This is a genomic window from Planctomycetia bacterium (assembly GCA_021413845.1).
GTDB lineage: Bacteria > Planctomycetota > Planctomycetia > Pirellulales > PNKZ01 > PNKZ01.
Window position 1 is genome coordinate 17,670 of record JAIOPP010000055.1, and the last position, 14,926, is coordinate 32,595.

The following is a 14,926-nucleotide window of genomic DNA, read 5'->3' on the forward strand; positions in this document are numbered from 1 at the left end:
GAGAGCGGAAATAGTTCCCGACGGAGTTCCCGACAGCGGCGATTCTAATCACGAATCGCGGGAACAAGACACAACTAAACGGGCGAATTACGTCGTGAATTCCCGCGCGACGGGCCTCGCAGCCGGGCTCCTACGGCCGAGAATCGGCAGGGAAACGATCGGCGGAAAGGGCACAAGCAGAGATCGTAAGACGGAAGCGGAGTTATTCCGTCCGGTCTTGCAAATACCCCATGCCGAAGCCCGACTTCGCCCAGAGATCAAGACCTACGGCGCGGAAGCTCCCCTTTTCGGGCGAAGCGATGAAGACCGCGCGTTGCTTCGGCCCGAGCGCTCCTTCGATCGTCCAGCGAGTGCCGTCGAGGACGAGTTTCGGGTCCGGGTCGCGCATGTTCCAGAAGTCGAGCGCGGCGAGCTTCGTTTGCAGGCCGGTCCATTCTTCCGAGGTGAGCTTCCGTTCGATTTTTTTGACGCCGGATTTCCCCTGCGAGCCGTAGTAGTCGTGCAGGTGAACTTCGGCCCCCTTCAAGAAATAGTCGGGGCCCTTCTTGTAGACGAGCACGACCGTCGACGAGGTGAGCCCGGCGTCGGTCATTACGAAACGATACGCTTCGTCGCCGAGCTTCGCGAGCTCTTTGCCGGTGGGTTGGCCCGCGACTTGAAGATGCTTTTCGACGGTCCATTCTTTCGGTTCCGCGCCGAGCAAGGAAAGGGAAGCCGCCAAGAGCACTGCCGATAAGCTGGTCATAGTTCGTCTCTCGAATGTCGGGGCCTGGTCGTTCGCAGCCTGACGATAAGGGATGCTCGCCGGGAATGCGAAGCGAAACCGGGCCACGACGTTCGAGAACGAAAAATTATTTCCACAGCCCCGCGAACTCCCGATGCGGCTTGCCTGCTTCGTAGAGCCTGAGGCGCGTGGTTTGGGCTTGGCGCGACGATGTCGGCGCGAGCGCGACGCACTTGCGTTGATACTCGACCGCCTTCTCGAAATCGCCCGACTCGGCATACGCCGCGGCCAGAGTGCCGAGGCGGTTATGGGCTTTCCAGCCGCAGAGCTCGCAAGCTAGGGTGGCGTCTTTCACGGCTTGCGCTCCGTTGCGATAGGTCTCGGTGGGGCACGTCGCCAGCAGCCAAGCGCGGTCGTTGTTCAGCGCGCCGTCGTTGGGGTAGAGCCGTGCAGCGACGTTGTAGTCGGAGATCGCTTCGCCGTATTTCTTCATCTCGATGTAGACTCCGGCGCGCAGCCGGTAGGCTTGATGATCGAGTGGGTCTAAGCGAAGCACTTCGGCGTAGTCGGCCAAGGCTCCTTCGTAGTCGCGCTTGCGGGTGCGCACTGCGGCGCGGGCCGCGAAGTTCGCCGTCTTCGTCGGAGCGGCGGCGATGGCCGCGGTGTAGTCGTCGAGGGCGCTGTCCCATTTCTCTTGCGCCTGCCAGGCGCGACCTCGGCCGTAGAGGGCTTCGGCGTCGGTCGGGTTCTCTTGGAGCCGTGCGGAGAAGTGCTTCACTGCGCCGGCGAGCGGCACGACATCGGCCTTGTCGATCCAACCGGCGGCGAGGCAATTGACCCAGAGCTTGTCTTTCTCGATCCCCCCGACGACGACCGTGTTGCCGACGTCGATGGTCGCCACGACACGCTCGCCCGAGACGAGGTCGACCTGATGCGTGACGGCAACGACGTCGCCGATCTTCTGGGCTTGGACCTGCGGCGAAGGGAATGTGGAAAAAAACAAAGCGGCCGCGAGGGCCCCTAAGCAGCGGCCGATTGTGCGGGTTGTTAGGTGCATAGTGAATCTTCCTTGTGTGCGGAAACTGTGTGGATCGGGGTGGGAAAACATCTCCGTGCGTATCGAATTTGCCGACGACCGGCTGCGTACGGTTGCGCACGCAAAGGGTCGTGCGGCGTGCTTAAAACAACGCTTATCACGTTCGTTCCGGTTTTTTCAGCCCACACGTTCGTGGTACAGCAGTCGTTCGGCTTGCTCCGAAGAAAAGCTAAGCGACGGCTATACGGAGAGGCCGCTTCGCTCCGAACATTCTTCGAGTAACGGTCTTGTTCACGAAGCCTAGTAACGGCAAGGAAGCTTTCATGCGATCTTTTTGGAAACTGACGTTGGCGACGTTGGTGACTCTGGTTCCCGTCGCTCCCACGTGGGGCGACGTGTTGGGAGAAGAGCTCATTCCCCGCTCCGGCGTCGAATACGCCCAGTCGGAAGAAATCGAGATGAAGCTCTTCTCCGACGAAGCGCTGCGCGAGTCGCTCGACGCTTCGCTCGTGCCGAGCGAAATCAACGACGAGCCCTCGCCGTTTCAACTCGTGCAACGGGAAGAGCCGTTTGCCGGGACGACGCCGGAAGAGCAAGTCTTGCGGCAACGGGTGCGCCAAGCCGAGCAACAACAAGGAAGCGCTTACACACCGCGCGCCTACTCCTACAACCAGCCCGGCTACACCGGCTCGAACAGCTTGCTGCCCGGCTACGGCGGCTATAGCTACGGCGGCTTCTCGACCGGCTACAACAGCCGCAAGCGGTTGAACGTCTCGGTTTCGCAGACCGCCGACTACGTGACGAACCTGTCGCTGCCGTTGGCGTTGACGCCGTTCAACGTGCCGGTTCGCAAGAACGACGCCCAGTTCCAAAGCAACGTCTTCGCGCAATATCGGGTCTATAGCGACGACGTGCAAAGCATCACGACCGGCTTTAACTTCTACCAGAGCTTGCATTCGAGCGTCGAACAGTTGGACCTGACGGCCTACACGTCGCTCACGCAGTACACGCGGAAATTGACCGATCGGCTGACCGCTTACTCGTACTACAACTACACGTATTACTTGCTCGACCACGACAAGTTCCTCAGCGCGAACAACTACGGCGGCGGGTTTGCCTTTCAGAAGAACCGGTGTGTGAACTGGATCTTCAACATGAACTTGGCGAACAACGGCTACTACATCGCTCCGGCTCAAGACTCCGATACCACGGTCGCTCAGTTGCAGCGTTATAAATACTTCGGGCGCGATCTCACGCAGTATTGGTTCGGTGGTTACGCCTATGGGTACAACAACGCCGTGTACAACGGTTTTAGCTATAGCCTGCACAACTTCTTCCTCGGTGCAGGCAAGAGCTTCGGCTGCAACCTCCGCAATCAGGCCCTCGTCTACGGTTCCTACGGTTACTATGGCTTCAAAGGCCCCGACTTCCAAACCGGCACCATTCGCCAGGACAGCATCTACACGCTGACTACCCGCTTGGCGCGCAACATCGGTCCTCACTCCACGCTCTTCGCTCAATACACCTTCTTCAGCAGCGACTCGAACGTGGCTCGTCAGAACTTCGATAGCCATTTGGTTTCGGTGGGCGGTCTACTTTATTGGTAGCCCTCACGCAGTCTCGTGAAAGTTCGGCGGCCCGTTATTGGGCGGGCTGCCGAACTTTCCACAAGATGCTCCGTGCATCGCCGTCGCGCGTGGCGACGAGATGCACTTGATCGGACGCCGGTGCGGTGCCGCTCAGCACGCGAGCGGCGTCCGTGAGGGAGTCGAGCTTCTTACCGTTGAGGTAGGAAACCTTGTCACCCGCACGAAGACCCGCCGCATACGCTTCGCTCCCGCGATCGACGCGAGCCACTTCGAGCCCCTTGCCGAGCACGACGATCGGTCGTGCTTGAGCTATCTGGTGCAAGCCGGCCGACGGCGAGATTTGGCCGAAGTGCCAGATGATCGTCGCTTGTCGACCGTCGCGATCGACGATCGCCGTGACTTCATCGCCGATCTTCATTCCCTTGGCGAACGTGGTCAGCGCCGCACGGTCGGCGAACGTCTTCCCGTTCAGCGAACGAAGCTTGTCTTCGCGTCGCAGGCCGGCCGCGAAGGCCGCATCGGTCGGGCAGACGTGAATGAGCTTCATCTCTTGCCCGGCGATGAAGCCGAGCGACTCTTGCGCTGCGAGATCGGCATCGCTGAAATCTTTGATCGACTCCGAGAAGATTCCATCGACATCGACGCCGTAGACGACGTCCTTCGAGAGGAGCCCGCCGAGTTCGACGGCCAAGCTCACCGGTTCGTCCTTACGCATCACCGTCATCTGCACGAGCTCAAGCGGAGTGCGCTGGCCCATGTAGGCCAAGAACTCTTCGTGGTTGGCGAACTGCTGTTGGTCGATCGCGAGGATCTTATCTCCCTTGAGCACGCCGGCGACTTCCGCCGGCCCATGCTCGCAAACATGCGCGATCAAGAGCGTGTCGTCCTCGAACATCACCCCTAAGAACGCCGGACCTTGTTCGCCGTAGAGGCCGAGCGAAGCGGCGTAGAAGCCGGGATATCCGGCGCCGAAGCCTTGAGCTCCGCTCGTGAACGCGCCCCCCGAGCTGCCGAGCGAACCGCCGGACCCACCGGAGCCGCCCGGGTTCGTCGTGCCTGGCGTCGTCGGGTTCGTCGGATTGGTTGGTGTCGTCGGCGTGGTCGGAGTCGTCGTGACCGTCGGAACGACGATCCCGCCGGTTCCGCCGCCGTTGGGTGTGGTCCCGCCGCCGCCGATCACGACCGGTGTCCCTGGCGTGCCACCGTTGCCGCCGCCGGGAATGACGATCCCGCCCGCGCCGGTGCCGGTCGGGTTGCCGCCGGTGCCGCCGATCGTGGTGTTACCGCCCCCCGTGTTTCCACCGGTGCCGTTACCGCCGTTTGCATTCGTGCCGGGCAACACGATGCCGCCCGCTCCGTTGCCGCCAGGGCCGGTGCTCGGCGTGCCGCCGGTTCCGCCGATCAGCGTGTTGCCGCCGCCGGTGTTCCCATTGCCGCCGGTGTTACCACCGGTGCCGCCTCCCGTGCCGCTTCCGTTACCGCTGTTCGGGCCTGGGATCGCGATGCCGCCGGCGCCGTTCCCGCCCGTGTTTCCGCCGGTTCCGCCGATCAAAGTGTTCGGGCTCGTCGTCGGGTCGCCGGTCGGAGTTCCGCCGGTGCCGTTGCCGGGAGTCGAGCCTGGGCCGGTGCCCGTGCCCGTGCCGCCGCCGGTTCCGCTGCCGCCCGGGATCGAGATGCCGCCGTTGCCGCTGCTGGCCGAGTTGCCGCCGCCGCCACCGACGGTCGACGTTCCGCCACCCGTGTTGCCGCTTCCGCCTGGAACCACGACTCCGCCGCCACCGTAGTTGCCGCCGCCGCCGAGCGTCGTCGCTCCGTCACGGCTCGGGCTGGTCCCGCCGTTCGATCCGCCGCCGTATCCGCTACCGCCCCCTCCGGCCACGACACCGGCCGGATTGCTCCCTTGGCCGAGCGCGAGTTGCACGGCCGGAGTCGGCTCGACGCCGAAGTTGCCGATCGGTGTGTTGGCTCCCGTGAGGAGCACTCCGCCCCCGGCATCGGCAGTCGTGCCGATGAGGCTTCCGCCGCCGAGAATGTTGCCGCTGGTAAACCCACCAAGGAGCAAGCCCGCCCCGACTCCGGTACGCGCGTTGATATCGCCGAGCGGCGAGTTATTGAGTCCGACTCCGGTGCCATCGCCCAGGCCGACGGCCGGCGTCAACGGCGAACCGTTGCCCGAGAATCCGCCGAGCAAGGCCCCGACGCCGAGGCCTGTCCCTGCGTCGACATTGCCGACCGGTGTGTTATTCAGTACCGCACCCACTCCGCCGCCGGTGCCGACACCGGTCAGCTTCGCGCTGTTTCCACCCGGGGTTCCGAGCCCGCCTAGTAAGGCTCCCGCTCCGGCACCGCCGCCGAGGCCGAGATCGCCGACCGGTGTGCTCTTATCCAACGCACCACCGCCCGCACCCGTGCCCAAAGCCAAGCCGCCCCCTGGGCGGGTCGCGGTCGGCACGTTGCCGAGCAACGCGCCTGCGCCTGCTCCGAGGCCGGTGCTGGCGTTGCCGAGCTTCTGGTTATCGAGTGCCGCGCCTAAGCCGCCGCCGGTGCCGAGCGCCGTGATGTTGTCTGCGGTGCCGAGCGTGCGCAGATCGGTTTGCAACAAGCCTGCGCCGAGTCCGGTTCCCGCTGCGGCATTGCCGACGGGCGTATTGTTCAAGACCGTGCCGAGTCCGCCGCCTGCTCCGGCCGCGGAGTTGTCGTTTGATTTGTTGCCCGGCAAGCCGCCGAGCAAGGCTCCGACGCCGACGCCGCTTCCGGCACCGCCGTCGCCGACAGGCGTGTTGTTCAACAAAGCACCGACCCCGCCCCCGGTTCCCAATGCCGCGGCGTTGTTATCGGTGCCGGGAAACTTTCCGATCACGGTTCCCAAGCCTGCGCCGGGAGCCGCACCCACGTCGCCAACCACGGCATTGTGCAGGCCCGTGCCGCCGTTCACGCCGGCCGCGCCGACGATCGCATTCGGCACATTCGTCGGCTGCATCACCACGTTCGTCGGGTTGCCCCCGCGGAGCACGGTGAAGTCGAGCGGCTTGCCGAGTTGCAACGCGGCCAAGGCCGTGGCGAGGGCGTCTTTCGAAGCGACCGCGAGGCCGCCGACGGAAAGAATGATATCGCCGGCTTGCAGCCCGGCACCGGCCGCGGCACCCGTCGGATCGACGCCGTCGATCTCGAGGCCGTTCAACACCGTCAGGCCGGCGAGCACCTTCAACACGGAGTCGGCCGGCGAAATCACAAGCGCCGGATCGACTAAGTTGCCCGGGCTCAGCGTGCTCGGCGATGTGGCCGAAGCGAGCGTGTTGCCTAAGCGAACCAGCACGTCGCGCGTCGTGCCGGCGCGAGTGAGCGTTACGAGCACATCTTCATTCGGGCTCCGTGTGGCGAGCGCCTTCACGATATCGGCCCGGGTGAGAATTCGTTGACCGTCGATCGCGCTGACGACATCGCCGACGCGGAAGCCCGGCAGCAGGCCGACGCCCCGAGCGGAGCGGAGCACTTGGAGCGACGGGCCGAGATTCAAGCCGAGATCGGCTCGCTCTCGTACTAGCGCACCGGCGCGAACTACCAAGCGTCCATCCGGCCCGCGACCGATGATATTCGCCCCGCCGAAGCCGACTCCGGCCGAGTTGATCCCAATCCCGCCGACGCCGCCGATTCCTCCCGGAGTGATCCCGATCCCGCCGGGCCCGACCCCGACTCCGATGCCGCCGCCGATTCCTCCGATGTTCCCGATTCCGGCCCCGATCCCACCGCCGCCGATACCGACTCCGATCCCACCTGGGCCGCCGATGCCGGCTCCGATCCCACCGCCGCCGATTCCTACGCCGATGCCGCTAGGCCCGCCGACGCCGACCCCGATGCCTCCGCCCCCGGCGCCGATGCTGATGCCGCCGATGGCGATCTGCGCCTGAGCCCAACTGGGAAACAGAAATATCAACGCCAGAGAAGCGACGGTCGTGGCGCGGAGGAGACGCGCAGATTTAAAGGAGCACATAGAGAGACCTTTCAAACGCCGGGAGAAGGGAGTGGCGCACGAGATGGGGAGTAGGGCTCGGTTCGATAGACTGCTTTGCAACGATTAATTGCAAGGTGCATACCATTCCGAAAATACCACTCTTTTCCCGTCAGACGGGAAGCCGTAATTCATTCCCGGACATCCATGCGAGCGGGTTTTGAGGACGCCGAAGCCGGCGAAGATGATGCCAGGCGCCAACCGCTTTTTGGGCGATGTTCAGACGCTTTGGTTGGCGAATGCCCAAACCGGCCCGCTGTGTGAAAATGATTTACTCACACCCTGGACGTTGCAATACGGCCCGAGCGGCGGCATCATATCGGGGAGTTCGATCCGTGTATCGCTCCATAAATCCGCCATCTAAGGCAGGGACCAAGATTTTATGCGTTACCAAGTACAGAAGCTCGGCATCGGCGGCATTCTCGACCAAGCGATCCACGTCTTCAAAGACAATTTCGTCCTGCTGTTCAGCATTTACGCGGTCACGCTGCTTCCCATTACACTCATCGTAGGTTTCGTACAACTCTCGCTCGGGCTCGATGTCCAAGCACTTCAGAAACTCCCGCCGGAGGAGCAACTCGGCATTTTGACGACGTTGTTTTTGCCGCTACTGGTGTCGATTCCCTTATATCTGCTCGCGTATCCTCTTTGGAACGCGGCGACGGTTCACGGCATCGCCTCGATGTATGTTTCCCGGCCGACGACGCTCGGCGAGTGTATTAAGTCGGGCCTAAAGCGCTGGTTTCCCCTGGTCGGAACTCTCTTCCTGACGGGCCTCGCCGTCGCGCTCGGCATCCTGTTGCTCGTCATTCCCGGGCTCATCTTCTCCTTCTGGTTTGCGCTCGCGCAACCGGTCGCCATCCTCGAGGGAACCAGCGGCGGCACCGCCATGGGCCGCAGCAAGCAACTCATGAAAGGAAACATCCTTAAGCTATTCATCGTGTTCCTCGTCGTCGGGGTGATTAATCTCGGAGTCGGCATGATCGGGGGATTGGTCACGCAGCCGTTCGTCAGCCTGATCGTGCAAGCGGTCCTCTCCGGCGTGACGCAAATTTTAGGCGCGGCGGTGCTTGTCGTGTTCTACTTCTCCGCGCGCTGCGAGCATGAAAACTTCGATCTGCAAATGCTGGCCGCTTCGGTCGACGACGAGGCCCCGGCCGGTCGCTAACTCCGAGCAGCTCGCCACTTTCGCCGCCCGACGGTTTCGCGTCGGGCGGCGGTTTCCTCGTCGTTCCTCTCCGCAGCACTTCGCAAGATCGGGCAACACTCCGTGGAACGATTCGCCCTAGCGGCGCATGCTCCGAGCGAAGTCCGCGCGAAGGCGGCGGAGATCGTCGCTCGCGACGAATACAAGCTCGAAGCGGTGAAGGGGGATGCGACGTGGCACCTCGACATCCTGAGCGAGCTCATCTATTGGATCCTCAAGCCGTTTCGCTGGATCTTCAGCCTCACCGAAGGGCTGCCCGAGGCGCTGCGCTGGGTCATCGTCATCGTGCTCGGCGTGCTGCTGCTGCTGATCACATCGCATATCGTCTATTCGATCTTCCAATCGCTCGACAACCGCAAGCGCGTCGCGAGCCTCACGGATAAAAATGCGCATCGCCGCCTCGACCCGCGCAAGCTCGAAGGGCTCGCCGACGAAGCGGCCGCGCAGCGCGACTTCATCACCGCCGTTCGGCTGTTGTTCCGAGCCGGCGTGTTGCGCCTCGAGCAGCAGGAGAACAAGCCCCATCGCCCTGGCACGACGAACCGCGAGCTGTTGCGACGTTATCAGAAGCAACCTGCGCTCGGAGACCTGCTCCGGCTGTTCGTCGACATGATCGATCGGAAATGGTACGGCGATGAAGTCTGCACCGACGGCGACTACGCCGCTTGCCGCTCTGCGCACGACGATCTCTGCCGCCTGACCCGAAGGAAGCCCGATGTTCACGGTGCGTAGTGCCATCGTCGCGTCCGTCGTCGTGCTCGTCACGTCGTTGGTGCTCGGCATCGTGTCGCTCTCCCGGCCTCCCGATTCCGATGGCCTCTCCACCGACACCTACGGCACGCGCTGGCACGGGCTGCGCGCTACCTACGAGCTGCTCGCCGAGCTCGGTGTGCCGCTCGATCGGCGCGTCGCGCCGCCCCCTGCCGACCTGCCGCTGCCGACCACGCTGGTTTTGTGGCTACCGAACGACGAGCTCGTCTCGGCGGAGCCGGCCTATCTCGAACGTCTTCTGCCGTGGGTCGAGCAGGGAGGTCGCATCGTCGTCGCTCCGGCTCCGAGCGACCAACCCACGGTCAAAATCTTAGCGGCGAAGAAGTCCACCGACGTTCTCACGCTGCTCGGGCTCGGCGGCGTGCAACTCGCCGGCCGCAGCGCGCTGGAAATCGCCGGCCTCGCCGCCACGGACGGAATCGACGAGCAAGATGAATCGGAGCAAGCGTCGGGCAGGCGCACGCGCATCCGTCGCGGCGCGGAGCAAGCTTGGAAAGACGTGCAAAACCCGCGCTCGATTCCGTTCGATACCGTCGCCGTGAAAGGGACGGGAAACTTGAAGGAGACGTTGGCTGGCGTTGAGCGGATCGTGTTGCCGCACGAATCGACGAGCGATCTCGCCTTCAACGACTCGCTCGAATCCGCCGCCGGGCTCCTCCGCTACACCGCCGCCGACAAGACCGAGCGCATTCTCGCAGCGTCGTTTCAGCGCGGCCGGGGCGAGATCGTCGTCGTCGCCGAGTCGTCGCTCGCGATGAACGTGAAGCTCGCGGAGAGCGACAACGCCGTCTTCGCCTACGCCCTGCTCACCGACGGCGGCAAGCGGGGCGTCGTGTTCGACGAGTTCTATCACGGGCTCTCCGTGCGCGGGAATCCGTTGTGGTTGCTCACGCAAAGCCGCTACGCCGTCTTCTCGCTGGTCGGCAGCGCGTTGATCGGGCTCGTCATCCTGCGGCGCGGGATGCTGCTCGGTCCGCCGTTGGAAACCTTGCCGAAGTCGCGCCGCACGCTCGGCGAATACGTGGAAGCGATGTCGCGATTCCTGCATCGCGGCCGGGCGAGCACCCCGTTTCTGCTGGCCGAAGTGCGCGGCGGTGTCTTACGCCTGCTCGCCGAACGCTATAATCTCGGCGCCGGCGAACCGACGCCCGAAGCGGTCGCCGGTGCGATCGGTCGGCGCGCGCCTGCCGAAGCCGAGCGCTTTCGCGCAGCCCTCGGCTCGCTCGACGCCGCGCAAGCTCGCGGCAAATCTTGTTCTCAATCCGAAGCCCTGCGTGCGATACAAGGAATAAGCCGTTGTCTTTAGATCAGTTTTATCAAGCCGTTCGTTCCCAAATCGCGAAGGTGGTTTTCGGGCAAGATGAAGTCGTCGATTTCGCCCTGGCGGCCCTCTTCAGCGGCGGCCATGTCTTGCTCGAAGGGCCGCCGGGAGTCGCTAAGACGCTCCTTGTGCGCACGATCGCCGCGTCGTTGGATTTGAACTACCGCCGCGTGCAGATGACCCCCGACTTGCTGCCGAACGACATCACCGGCTCGTCGATCTTTCGCCAAGACGCGCACCAATTCGAGTTCCGTCAGGGCCCGATCTTCGCCAACTTCGTCTTGGCGGATGAAGTGAATCGCGCCTCGGCGCGCACGCAGTCGGCGTTGCTCGAAGCCATGCAAGAGCTCTCCGTCACGCACGACGGCACGACCCACAAGCTGCCCGATCCGTTCATCGTCTTCGCGACGCAGAACCCGATCGAGCAAGAAGGAACCTATCCGCTGCCGCTCGCGCAGCTCGATCGGTTCATGTTCAAGGTGCTGGTCGGTTACCCGTCGGACGAAGAAGAGCGCCGCGTGTTGAACGAGCATCATGCCGGCGGCGGCTTGTCCGACCCGAAGCGGATCGGCGTCCTGCCGGTGATGGGAGCCGATCAGATTCTCGCGGCTCGTCAAACGATTCGCGAAACGCATGTCCGGCCCGAGGTCACGGCCTATGTGCAACAGTTGCTCGCCGCGACCCGTCGCGACGATGCGTTCGCCGTCGGCGCGAGCCCTCGTTCCGGGTTGATGTTGCTGATGGGTGCGAAAAGTTTGGCCCGCTTCGCCGGCCGCGACTTCATCACCCCCGACGATATTCAAACGGCCTTCGTTCCCGCGCTGCGCCACCGCGTGGTCCTCGACCCGACGGCCGAGCTAGACGGCACGACGACCGACGAAGTGCTCGGGCAGCTGATGGAAACCGTGGAAGTCCCCCGATGATGTCGAGTAGCACGCCAAGCCGTCGCCCGCCGAACGTGCGGCCGGTGCGCGCGAAGCGCGGAGCCGCGCTCGGACCCCTCGCGCCGCCGAAGTGGGTTGCCGCTCGCCCGTGGGTCGGCATCCGGCCGGGAGTGAATCTCGTCCGCGCGGCGATCGGGCTCGGCGGTCTTGCGAGCGTCTATTTGTTGTTCCCGTTGCCGCCGCTGTTTTGGTCGATCGTCGCGTCGGCCGTGGCGCTCGTCGTCGCCGCGTTCCTCGAAATTCGCCGGGTGTTGTCGCGGTTCCGGAGTCTGCGCGTCGAGCGGGCGCTGCCGAACGTGATCGGCAGAAATCTCCCGTTCGTGGTCGCGTGGCGCTTGGCGAACGACGGCCTCGAGCCGATCCACGGCGAGCTGCGCGACGTCGCTCCCGCGCACGCCGAGCCCCGGTTCATGGTCCCGCCGTTTCGCTTGGAGCCGCAAGCGGGCGAGTCGCAAATCGCGCAAAGCTTCCGCATCCCGATCCGGGGTCGGCACACGTTCGGCCCCCTCTGGATTCGCTTGCACGGCGACCTCGGCCTGATCGAGATTCAGCGCGAGATCGATTCCGGCAACGTCATCAAAGTCTTGCCGGAGAAGTTCGCCTCGCGCGAGGAGCTGATGAAGGATGAAGGAGCCGCGCAAATGCTGCTCGATAAAAACGTCCGGACCCGGAGCTTCGGCGTCGGGACGGAGTTCGAGTCGCTCGTCGAGTTTCGCGAGGGAGACGATCCGCGCCGCATCGATTGGCGCACCACCGCCCGCTTGCGACATCCCGTCGTGCGGCGCTTTCAGATCGAACGGCATCGCGATGTGATGGTCGTCGTCGATTGCGGACGCTTGATGGGAGCCGAAACAGATCGGGGAACGAAACTCGATTGCGCGATCGACGCCGGCTTGATCCTCGCGCGCACGGCCTTGCAAAGCGGCGATCGTTGCGGCTTCGCTCTTTACGACGACGAGCTTCGCGGCTACCTGCCGCCGGTGTCGGGCGTGCCGTCGTTGCAGGCCCTCGCCGAAACGGTGTACGCCGCGAAGTCGGAATTTCGCGAGTCGGATTTCGGGCCGATCTTCTCGGCCTTGCAACTGCGGCAGGCGAAGCGATCGTTGTTGATCGTCATTTCCGATATCGTCGACGTCGAGACCTCGGCGCAGTTTCGCGCTTCGTTGGCCCAGCTGAGCAAACGGCATGTCGTGTTGCTCGCCGCGCTGCGTACGCCGATGCTCGACCGCATCGTGCGCGAGCCGGTCGAGACGATGCTCGACGGCGCGAAGAAGGCCGTGACGTTTCGGATCGTGCGCGAGCGGGCCCTCGTCATGCAATCGCTCCGGCACGCGGGCGTCTTCGTGCTCGATATCGAACCGAGCAAGCTCACCGTGCCGCTGGTAAACCGCTTCGTCGAGCTGAGAGCGAAGAACTTGCTGTAGCGTCGGCCGTGTCGAGCAGCAGCGCGATTTGTTGCGGCGAGAGTTGCTTTGCCGCTCGTTCGCGCAGTAAACCGTGCCAGATGAACAGCGCCCAGAAGACCGCGGAACCGCCGGCGAACCAAAGCCGCGCGGCCGTCGAAAGGTGGCTCTGCCGCAAGAAGCTTTCGATGATCGCCGCGGCGAACAACATGCAAAGCGCGCCCATCGCGGTCGTGCCGGCTTCTCCGCCGGCGACGCGCAGCGCTTCCGCGCGGGTCTGCAAGCCCGGCGCGAGCACCGCCCTGCCGAGAATGAAACCGGTGCCGCCGCAAAGGATGATCGCGCCGAGCTCCGTCACGCCGTGCGGCAAGATCCAAGCCCACATTTCGAGATCGATTCCCGCGCGCACGTGAATCGCGACGAACACGCCGAGCACCATGCCGTTGTAGATCATCAAGAGCGCCGTCGGCACTCCGACGAGCACGCCCGAGGCCATCGCCAAGATGCCGACCTTGAGATTGTGCGTAAACAAAAACGAGGCGAAGAGGAACTTCCGGCCTCCCCCTTGGTCGCGCCCGTCGCGCAGTCCTTCCAAAAGTTGTTCATGGGTCGAGCCGGGTTGACGAGGATCGGCTTGCGGCCAAAGCGCGTAGGCTGCGAGCGGATCGGTCATCGAAGCGAAGTAGGCCAGCCAAGCGCCGCCGATCATCAACACGGCCGAGAGGACATGGCACCGCCAGTTGCGCGCGATCGAGCGCGCGATGCCGTCGAGCAAGAGCGTAGCCAGTCCGGTCAGCATCGAACGTCGCGGCGGCAGATAGATCAGGCTATGCGCCGAAGCCGTGAGGCTGTTGAGGTAGGTGATCAAGCGGGTGTCGGTGCTGCGCGTCGAGGCTTGCGCGAGGTGGATCGTCGTCCGACGGTAGAGCACGTCCAACCGGCTGAGCTCTTCGACCGACATCGAACGGAGCGACTTGCGCCCTTTTCGCACGAGCGCTTCGAGTTCGTTCCACGTCGGCTTGTTCCGCGCGAGAAAACCGCTCATACTCGATCCCTCACCGCAAAAAGTCTCGACCCGAACATCAGAGTCCGTCGCATGGCGCCGCAGGTCGAATACGAAACTCCGGAAAACGTCCGGCTCTCTTACAAGCCGGCCGGTTTGGGAACCCGCTTCACGGCTTGGTTCTTAGACACGATCATACTGCATGTCGGACTGTTTTTCTTCATGATCGCGTTGGTGTTCGTCGCCGCGTCGCTCGACGGCATCCTCCGCGACTGGTTTCGCGACCTCGATCGGTATTTCAAAACCGAAGGGAAAAGCGATCCCCAAACGGTCGGGCTCATCATCATCGGCATCGCGATGTTGTTTTGGGGCTTCGGCAGTTTCGTTTACTTCGGCTTTAGCGAACTTTTGTTGCGCGGGCAAACCATCGGGAAGAAAGCCGCGAAGATTCGGGTCGTCAAGCTCGAAGGCTTCGCGCTGGATGCCGTGAGTATTTTCGTGCGAAACATTTTTCGCGTCGTCGATCATTTTCCGTTGCTCTGGATCGTGCCGCTGCTGTCGTCGCGCTCGCAGCGGTTCGGCGATATGGCCTCGGGCACGATCGTCGTCAGCGACGAGCCGCAAGAACTGAGCGAGATCCGCACCCGGCTCGCGAGCCTGACGACCGCCGAGGCTCGCTACCGTTTCGATCACGCGAAGCTCGGACGTTTGAAGCCCGGCGACATCGACGCGGTCGAGCGGATCTTGGAACGGTGGACGACCATGAGCGCCGCCCAGCGGCAACAGATCGGCGAAGGGATGGTCGGCGCGCTCTGCCGGAAGATGCAAGTCGACGAGCCGCCGCCGGAAGATCGACGCGTCTTTCTGGAAGACCTGCTGGCCGCGGAATTTCGCCGCCAGGATCGCCAGTTGCGATAAG

11 protein-coding genes are annotated in these 14,926 nt (G+C 63.7%); 7 read left to right on the top strand and 4 right to left on the bottom strand.

Annotated elements, in window-relative coordinates; all coding sequences use genetic code 11:
* Window positions 1-202 precede the first annotated feature (202 nt).
* Both K8U03_09640 and K8U03_09645 read right to left on the bottom strand, forming a co-directional pair.
* Entirely contained in the window at window positions 203-745 is a 543-nt protein-coding gene (locus K8U03_09640) for a hypothetical protein (GenBank protein MCE9605148.1), read from the bottom strand.
* A 106-nt stretch (window positions 746-851) separates the two neighbouring features.
* Complete coding sequence (locus K8U03_09645) at window positions 852-1,781, bottom strand: tetratricopeptide repeat protein (GenBank protein ID MCE9605149.1); 930 nt, start codon at window positions 1,779-1,781, stop codon at window positions 852-854.
* A 302-nt stretch (window positions 1,782-2,083) separates the two neighbouring features.
* Between K8U03_09645 and K8U03_09650 the strand changes: the two genes are divergently transcribed.
* Complete coding sequence (locus K8U03_09650) at window positions 2,084-3,367, top strand: hypothetical protein (GenBank protein MCE9605150.1); 1,284 nt, start codon at window positions 2,084-2,086, stop codon at window positions 3,365-3,367.
* 34 nt (window positions 3,368-3,401) lie between these two features.
* Here K8U03_09650 and K8U03_09655 read toward each other — a convergent pair whose 3' ends face one another.
* The gene (locus K8U03_09655; protein MCE9605151.1) at window positions 3,402-7,340 is read right to left on the bottom strand and encodes a PDZ domain-containing protein; all 3,939 of its coding nucleotides are present in this window, start codon (window positions 7,338-7,340) and stop codon (window positions 3,402-3,404) included.
* 400 nt (window positions 7,341-7,740) lie between these two features.
* Between K8U03_09655 and K8U03_09660 the strand changes: the two genes are divergently transcribed.
* The 5 genes from K8U03_09660 (at window position 7,741) to K8U03_09680 (ending at window position 13,025) form a co-directional block, all read left to right on the top strand.
* Window positions 7,741-8,526 (top strand): hypothetical protein, encoded by a 786-nt coding sequence (locus tag K8U03_09660; protein MCE9605152.1) that lies wholly within the window; start codon window positions 7,741-7,743, stop codon window positions 8,524-8,526.
* A gap of 102 nt (window positions 8,527-8,628) precedes the next feature.
* A complete protein-coding gene (locus K8U03_09665) occupies window positions 8,629-9,297 on the top strand; it encodes a DUF4129 domain-containing protein (protein MCE9605153.1) in 669 nt (222 codons plus the stop codon).
* Entirely contained in the window at window positions 9,281-10,642 is a 1,362-nt protein-coding gene (locus tag K8U03_09670) for a DUF4350 domain-containing protein (GenBank protein MCE9605154.1), read from the top strand. The genes K8U03_09665 and K8U03_09670 overlap by 17 nt, the downstream gene beginning before the upstream one ends.
* Window positions 10,633-11,580 carry a MoxR family ATPase gene (locus K8U03_09675; protein MCE9605155.1) on the top strand — a complete coding sequence of 316 codons (948 nt, stop codon included), beginning with the start codon at window positions 10,633-10,635 and terminating at the stop codon, window positions 11,578-11,580. The genes K8U03_09670 and K8U03_09675 overlap by 10 nt, the downstream gene beginning before the upstream one ends.
* A complete protein-coding gene (locus K8U03_09680; protein ID MCE9605156.1) occupies window positions 11,580-13,025 on the top strand; it encodes a DUF58 domain-containing protein in 1,446 nt (481 codons plus the stop codon). The genes K8U03_09675 and K8U03_09680 overlap by 1 nt, the downstream gene beginning before the upstream one ends.
* On the opposite strand, the gene K8U03_09685 is transcribed toward K8U03_09680, so the two are convergent.
* Window positions 12,970-14,049 (bottom strand): stage II sporulation protein M, encoded by a 1,080-nt coding sequence (locus K8U03_09685; GenBank protein ID MCE9605157.1) that lies wholly within the window; start codon window positions 14,047-14,049, stop codon window positions 12,970-12,972. The genes K8U03_09680 and K8U03_09685 overlap by 56 nt on opposite strands.
* A gap of 51 nt (window positions 14,050-14,100) precedes the next feature.
* On the opposite strand from K8U03_09685, the gene K8U03_09690 reads away from it, so the two are divergent.
* A complete protein-coding gene (locus K8U03_09690; GenBank protein ID MCE9605158.1) occupies window positions 14,101-14,925 on the top strand; it encodes an RDD family protein in 825 nt (274 codons plus the stop codon).
* Window position 14,926 lies beyond the last annotated feature (1 nt).

Coding starts and splice junctions, on each gene's coding strand:
- K8U03_09640 (MCE9605148.1), bottom strand. CDS start 745: ATGACCAGCTTATCGGCAGTGCTCTTGGCGGCTTCCCTTTCCTTGCTC.
- K8U03_09645 (MCE9605149.1), bottom strand. CDS start 1,781: ATGCACCTAACAACCCGCACAATCGGCCGCTGCTTAGGGGCCCTCGCG.
- K8U03_09650 (MCE9605150.1), top strand. CDS start 2,084: ATGCGATCTTTTTGGAAACTGACGTTGGCGACGTTGGTGACTCTGGTT.
- K8U03_09655 (MCE9605151.1), bottom strand. CDS start 7,340: ATGTGCTCCTTTAAATCTGCGCGTCTCCTCCGCGCCACGACCGTCGCT.
- K8U03_09660 (MCE9605152.1), top strand. CDS start 7,741: ATGCGTTACCAAGTACAGAAGCTCGGCATCGGCGGCATTCTCGACCAA.
- K8U03_09670 (MCE9605154.1), top strand. CDS start 9,281: ATGTTCACGGTGCGTAGTGCCATCGTCGCGTCCGTCGTCGTGCTCGTC.
- K8U03_09680 (MCE9605156.1), top strand. CDS start 11,580: ATGTCGAGTAGCACGCCAAGCCGTCGCCCGCCGAACGTGCGGCCGGTG.
- K8U03_09685 (MCE9605157.1), bottom strand. CDS start 14,049: ATGAGCGGTTTTCTCGCGCGGAACAAGCCGACGTGGAACGAACTCGAA.
- K8U03_09690 (MCE9605158.1), top strand. CDS start 14,101: ATGGCGCCGCAGGTCGAATACGAAACTCCGGAAAACGTCCGGCTCTCT.